Source organism: Pseudomonas edaphica (assembly GCF_005863185.1).
GTDB lineage: Bacteria > Pseudomonadota > Gammaproteobacteria > Pseudomonadales > Pseudomonadaceae > Aquipseudomonas > Aquipseudomonas edaphica.
On the sequence record NZ_VBVZ01000400.1, the window covers coordinates 1 to 5,743 of the forward strand.

4 protein-coding genes are annotated in these 5,743 nt (G+C 61.8%); 2 read left to right on the forward strand and 2 right to left on the reverse strand.

The genetic code is table 11. The annotated features are described in order from the left end of the window. Positions 1 to 98: 98 nt before the first annotated feature. Both FEM54_RS22515 and FEM54_RS22520 read right to left on the reverse strand, forming a co-directional pair. Positions 99 to 1,214: an ABC transporter substrate-binding protein gene (locus FEM54_RS22515; RefSeq protein ID WP_138453107.1), complete on the reverse strand. Its 1,116-nt coding sequence runs from the start codon at positions 1,212 to 1,214 to the stop codon at positions 99 to 101. Positions 1,215 to 1,239: 25 nt separating this feature from the next. Then, positions 1,240 to 3,624, reverse strand: a complete 2,385-nt coding sequence (locus FEM54_RS22520) for a TonB-dependent receptor (RefSeq protein WP_138453109.1) — start codon at positions 3,622 to 3,624, stop codon at positions 1,240 to 1,242. A 197-nt stretch (positions 3,625 to 3,821) separates the two neighbouring features. Between FEM54_RS22520 and FEM54_RS22525 the strand changes: the two genes are divergently transcribed. Together FEM54_RS22525 and FEM54_RS22530 are read left to right on the forward strand one after the other, a co-directional pair. Further along, the gene (locus tag FEM54_RS22525) at positions 3,822 to 4,532 is read left to right on the forward strand and encodes a response regulator (protein WP_056857506.1); all 711 of its coding nucleotides are present in this window, start codon (positions 3,822 to 3,824) and stop codon (positions 4,530 to 4,532) included. Next, positions 4,529 to 5,743: histidine kinase dimerization/phospho-acceptor domain-containing protein (locus FEM54_RS22530; RefSeq protein ID WP_138453111.1), on the forward strand; the 1,215-nt coding region annotated here is incomplete at its 3' end. The genes FEM54_RS22525 and FEM54_RS22530, both read left to right, overlap by 4 nt.

The following is a 5,743-nucleotide window of genomic DNA, read 5'->3' on the forward strand; positions in this document are numbered from 1 at the left end:
CCACACTGACTGCATTCCTGCATTCCTGCATTCCTGCATTCCTGCATTCCTGCATTCCTGCATTCCTGCATTTGTGCATTTGTGCATGGCGCTAGGGGTTACTTGGTTTTGGCGTCAATCCAGTAAGCACCCTGCAGCGGCATCCCCAAAAACTGCTGGTTGATCTGTTCCATAGTCGCTTGCGGGTCGAGCTTGGCGAACAGTTCCGGGTGTACCCATTTGGCCAATACTTCAATCGCCAGCAGGTTGTACGGCGAGTTGTAGAAATCGTGCCACAGGCCGTGGGCATTGCCTTCGCGGATGGCACGGAGGCTGGCGAACTCCGGCCGCGCCAATACCCGATCAAACGCCTCACGGGCTTCATCGGTGCTCACGCCAGCGCCGAGAATCAGCCCAGGCTTGTGGTTGCCGGTGGCCACGTACACATCCGGGTCGGCCTTGAGCGCGTATTCAACGCTGATATCCCCCAGCGCACCCGGCACCACCTCGGCGGCGATATTGCGCCCGCCGACCAGCTTGATCACTTCACCCATGCCGCTTTTGCCGGTGGTGTGCCCCGGCGCCTGCCAGGCACCGGCCAGTAATTCGAGGAACACACTCGGGCGCGGGCCGGCAGGCAAGGTGGCAACGGCGTCGGTGATGGCCTTGATGTGCTGGTCATAGAAACCCAGAAACGCCTTGGCCTGGGCTTCACGGCCCAAGGCCTGGCCCAGCGCGTTCATGCTGGTGTGGGTGCCTTGCACCGGGTTGATGCGAAAGTCGACGAACAACACCGGGATGCCGGCTTTGGCCAGCACGTCTGCCACCGCGCTGTGTTCGGTCGGGCCGTGGCCGGAAATGCTGAACACCGCCAGATCCGGTTTCAGCGAGAGAATCTCCTCAGCACTGACACTCTGCTCCGACGCTTGCCCGATCAACGGGATGTCTTTCACCGTAGGAAACTTCGCCACATAGGCGTTGTAAGTGTGCTGGTCCAGCAGCTTCAAATCGTTCTGCCAGCCGACGATGCGCTGGAACGGCGCGTCCTTGTCGAGCAAGGCAAACGCCGAAATCAAGCGGCCTTCGCCCAGCACCACACGTTTGACGTGGTCTTTGACCTCGACCTTGCGGCCCAACACGTCGGTGACTTCATGGGCAGCCGCAGTTTCGGCGTGGCCGAGGACCAGCGCGGCGCACAGCACGCCGAGCTTAAGCACGTTACGAGGTTTGAACATGGAAAGGACTCCGGGTGAGGGGCAATCAGAATTCATAATCGACACTGGCTGTGAGCGTGCGACCGGCACCTGGGATGCCGTAGAGCTGGAAGCCGTCAAGGGACGCGCCAACCTGGCTGTAGTAGAACGTGTTGAACACGTTGTTGAGGTTGAGGTTGACCGTGGTGTCCTTGTTCACCTTGTATTGCGCCGCCAGGTTGCTCAGCCAGTAACCCGGGGCTTTTTCGTGGTCGCGGGTGTAGATCGCATACACGCCGGACGGGCCGTTGGCGTAGCTGCTGTTGTTGTTCAAACCGCCGACATCCTTGTTGTCGCTGTAGCGGCGACGGCCCACGTATTGCTCGCCGTAGCTGAGGCTCAGGGCGTCGGTGACGGCGTAGGTGGTCCATAGGTTGGCGGTCAGGTCGGGGACGTTCTTGGCTTCCGCGCCTTTATTGATACCTTTGGTCTGCGTGCTTTTGAGCGCCGAGAAGCCGGTGTAGACGGTCCAGCGCGGGGTGATGTTGCCTTGCAGGCCGAGTTCGATGCCGTCCACACGCTTGGCGGGCAGGGCGCGCACCGGGGCGGATTCGCCGTCCTGGTATTCCCAGGCGTTGTCCAATTCGGTGCGGAAGATCGCCGCCGTGACATTGAGCCTGTCGTGGGCAATGTCCCACTTGGTGCCGATCTCGTAGGTTTTCGACTTGGCCGGGCTGTAGTTGCTGGTGGTGGACGCGCCGTAGATCTGGTTGTTGGTGGACGCGCCCAGCGCCGACGGTTGCGCCGCCTCGCTGTAGGACACGTAGATGCTGCCGTTCGGCAATGGCTTGTACACCGCGCCGACGCGACCGCTCACTGCGCCGTCGGTGCTGCTGATGTCGGCCTGGCCGCGCTGGCTGGTTTGCGCGCGCCAGTTGTCGTAGCGCAGCGAGCCGAGCACTTGCCATTGCTCGTTGAGGGTGACGGTGTCGCCCGCGTAGACACCGGCGTTATCGATCACCGAGCGCGGGTCGCCTTCGCCTTTGGTCACGTAGGTGCTGGCGAAGCTGTGGCTGGGGTCGTTCATGTTGAAGAACAGATCGCCGGCCGGCACTTCGGCGTTGCGTTTCAGGCCGCCGTAGGTCTCGTGATAGAACTCCAGGCCGCTGACCACGGCGTGCTGCAGGCTGCCGGTGTTGAACGTGAAGCTGAAGTCGGTCTGGTTATCCAGGATGGTGTAGCGCTTGGACAGGCCAAAATCGCTGCCCCGCAGGATGCCGTAGCCGGTGTTGCTGTTGTTCACGTAGTCGGTGTAGGCATTCACCGTGCTGCCGGGCACTTGGCTGATAGGCCCTACGCCGGTGTAGCCCAAGGTCGCACAGCGGGCGCCGGTGCAGGTTTTTTTACCGCTGGCATCGGCGACGAAGAAGCGTGCCGGCGACAGCACGGCGAAGTTGTCGCTGCGTTCCCAGCGCGTCTGGTTGCGCAGGTAGGCGTCGTGCCAGTCAAAGTCATGCTCGAAGCGGGCGGTCAGCGAGGTAGTTTCGTTCTCCTGGGTATAAAGGCTGGAGTCGCCGTACCAGTCGGAGCGTTTGACGCCAGGCATGCGGTGGCCGTCGGTGCCACGCTGGATCGGCACGCCGCCGTCCGGCGTATTGGTGTCTTTCTGGTAAAAGGTGTCGACGAAAAAGCGCGTGTCGGTGCCCAGGCCGAAGCCGAACGAGGTGGCGATGCCCCAGCGGTCGTAGTCCACGTCGTCGCGGTCGGCCACTTGGTTGTAGTGCTTCATCAGGTTGATACGTACGGCGGCGGTGTCGGTCAGCTGTTTATTGAGGTCGGCGGTGAGGCGACGGTAGCTGTCGGTGCCGATCCTGGCGGACACCTTGTTGGCATCGCCCAGGTGCGCTTCTTTGCTCACCAGGTTGACGCTGCCGCCCACGGCGGAAACGCCGGACTCGATCGAACCCGTGCCCTTGAACACTTCGGCCTGTTGCAGGTTGAAAGTGTCGGTGCGTGTGGACATGCCCGCGTCGCGCACGCCGTCGACGGTCAGGCTTTGCTCGGAGGAAAACCCACGGATCGAAAACAGATCGCCCCAGCCCAGGTTGCCTTCGCCGGACATGAAGGTGATGCCGGGCACGTTGCGCAACACTTCCTGCAAGGTCTGCGCGTTCTGCTCCTTGAGCACCTGCTGCGGCACGATGGTCACGCTTTGCGGGGCGTCGAGCAGCGGCTGGCTGATTTTGGCCGAGGTCACGCGGTCGACTTTGAAGGTGGAGGTGGCTTCCTGGCCGTCGACCTTGATTTGCGGCAGGCTTACCACCGAATCATTCGGCGTGGCGGCCGGCGCATCGGCCCAGGCGGTCGGCGCAACACTGCCGGCGGCGAGGAAACCGAACATCGGTGCCAGGGTTGTGTGCAGCGTGTGACGTTGGGGCGTGGGCAATGACATAGGTGATGATCCGAGTCTAAATTACAATTACTCTCATTTAGGTTCGGTAGTCTAAAGAGCGATTCCGCCTGCCATACCCTGGCTTTGTATCGCTGATGCGTGATTATGGTTTCCCACAACATTCCATTACATTTGCGTGTATCGCTGGATGAACTTTCGGCTATCTCCTGCGTTTTGAGTTTTCGGATTGACTGCCCATGGCCAAGCTTGACCACCTGCTGATCGTTGATGATGACCCGCAAATCCGTCAGTTGCTTTGCGACTACTTGAGTGACGCGGGGTTTCAGGTGTCCACCGCCGCCGACGGCAAGGAAATGCGCCGCCGCCTGGCGCTGAATGTGATCGACCTGATCGTGCTTGACCTGATGCTGCCTGGCGAAGACGGCTTGAGCCTGTGCCGCGAACTGCGCGTCAGTTCCAACACGCCGGTGGTAATGCTCACCGCCAAAGGCTCGTTGATCGACCGCATCGTCGGCCTGGAAATCGGCGCCGACGACTACCTGCCCAAGCCGTTCGACCCGCGTGAGTTGCTGGTGCGAATCAAGGTGGTGTTGCGCCGGGTGCAGAGTTTTCCGGACCGCGCGCGGCTGGACGAGGCGCCGAGTATTCGTTTTGCCGGCTGGCAACTCGACACACGGGCGCGGCAATTGCTCACGCCCGAGGGCGTGGTGGTGAGCCTGGGCAACTCGGACTACCGTGTGCTGCGCCTGCTGTTGCAGCACCCCAACCGGCCGTTGAGTCGCGACTTTTTGCTCAACCATGTGTTCGACAAGGACAGCACGCCGTTCGACCGCTCCATCGACGTGTGTGTCAGCCGCCTGCGCTCGCAGCTGCCGGCGGGGCTGATCAAAACCGTGCGCAACGAGGGTTACATGCTGACTGCCGATGATGTGGTGCTGGAGTCGTGAGACTGCTGCCGCGTTCGCTGTTCGGGCGGCTGGTGCTGATTCTGGTCAGCGGCATGCTCGCGGCCCAGGCGCTGACCAGCAGCATCTGGTACGACCGTCGGCATGGCCAGGTGCTGGAGATTCCTGCGCGGTTGATCGCCACACGCCTGGCAGACGTGGTGCGCCTGGTACACAGCGACCCGCAGCAGGCCGACCAGTTGATCAAACTGCTCAACACCCCGCATTTTCAATTGACCTTGAGCGATCAGGCCAGCAACACGCCGAGCACGTTGACCGACAGTGACCGGCCCACCGAGCGGCTGATCAAGCAGGTGCTGACGGAGAAAACCGGTTCTGCCCAGACCCTGATGTTGCTGCGCCTGTCTCTGGTTGATGGCGAAGGGCAAGGCGCCGGGCTCTCGACCCTGCTCAGTTCCAAGCCGGTCATCGGGCAGTTCCTGATCGACCTGCGCCTGCCCGATGGGCGCTGGTTGCAGGTGGACGCCAGTGAGGAGCAGGGCTGGACCAGCACGTCGCCGCTGGACTTGCTGTTCGACTACGTGATGCGCATCTATTTGCTGCGCGTGCTGGTGCTGGTGATCATCGCGTTGGTGGCGGTGCGCCTGGCCATCCGCCCGCTCAATGCCTTGGCCAAGGCCGCCGAAGCCCTGGGCCGGGATATCCAGCGCCCGCCGTTAGCGTTGGACGGCCCCACCGAAGTGCGCCGCGCCGCCCAGGCGTTTAATGCGATGCAGCAACGGTTGATAGCCAATATTGCCGAGCGCACGCGCTTTCTGGCGGCGATTTCCCACGACCTGCGCTCGCCGATCACACGCCTGCGCCTGCGCACCGAAATGCTCGAAGACACGCGCACCAAGGAGCGGTTTCGCAGTGACCTGGAAGAAATGGAACACATGGTGTCCAGCACCCTGGATTTTGTCAGCAGCGGCGAAATCAACGAGACGCGGCAGAACATCGACATCAATGCCTTGCTGCAAAGCCTGCAGGCCGACCTTGAAGACGTGGGCGAAAGCGTGACCATTGTCGGTCGCGCCCGGCAACCGCTGCCGGGCTATGCACGCAGCCTCAAGCGTTGCGTGCAGAACCTGCTGGAAAATGCGGTGCGTTATGGCCGAGAAGTGGTGGTGCGGGTTGAGGATCAGGTGGACAGTTTGAAAATCGTCATCAGTGACCGTGGCCCAGGGATTCCGCAGGAGCAACTGGAGCAGGTG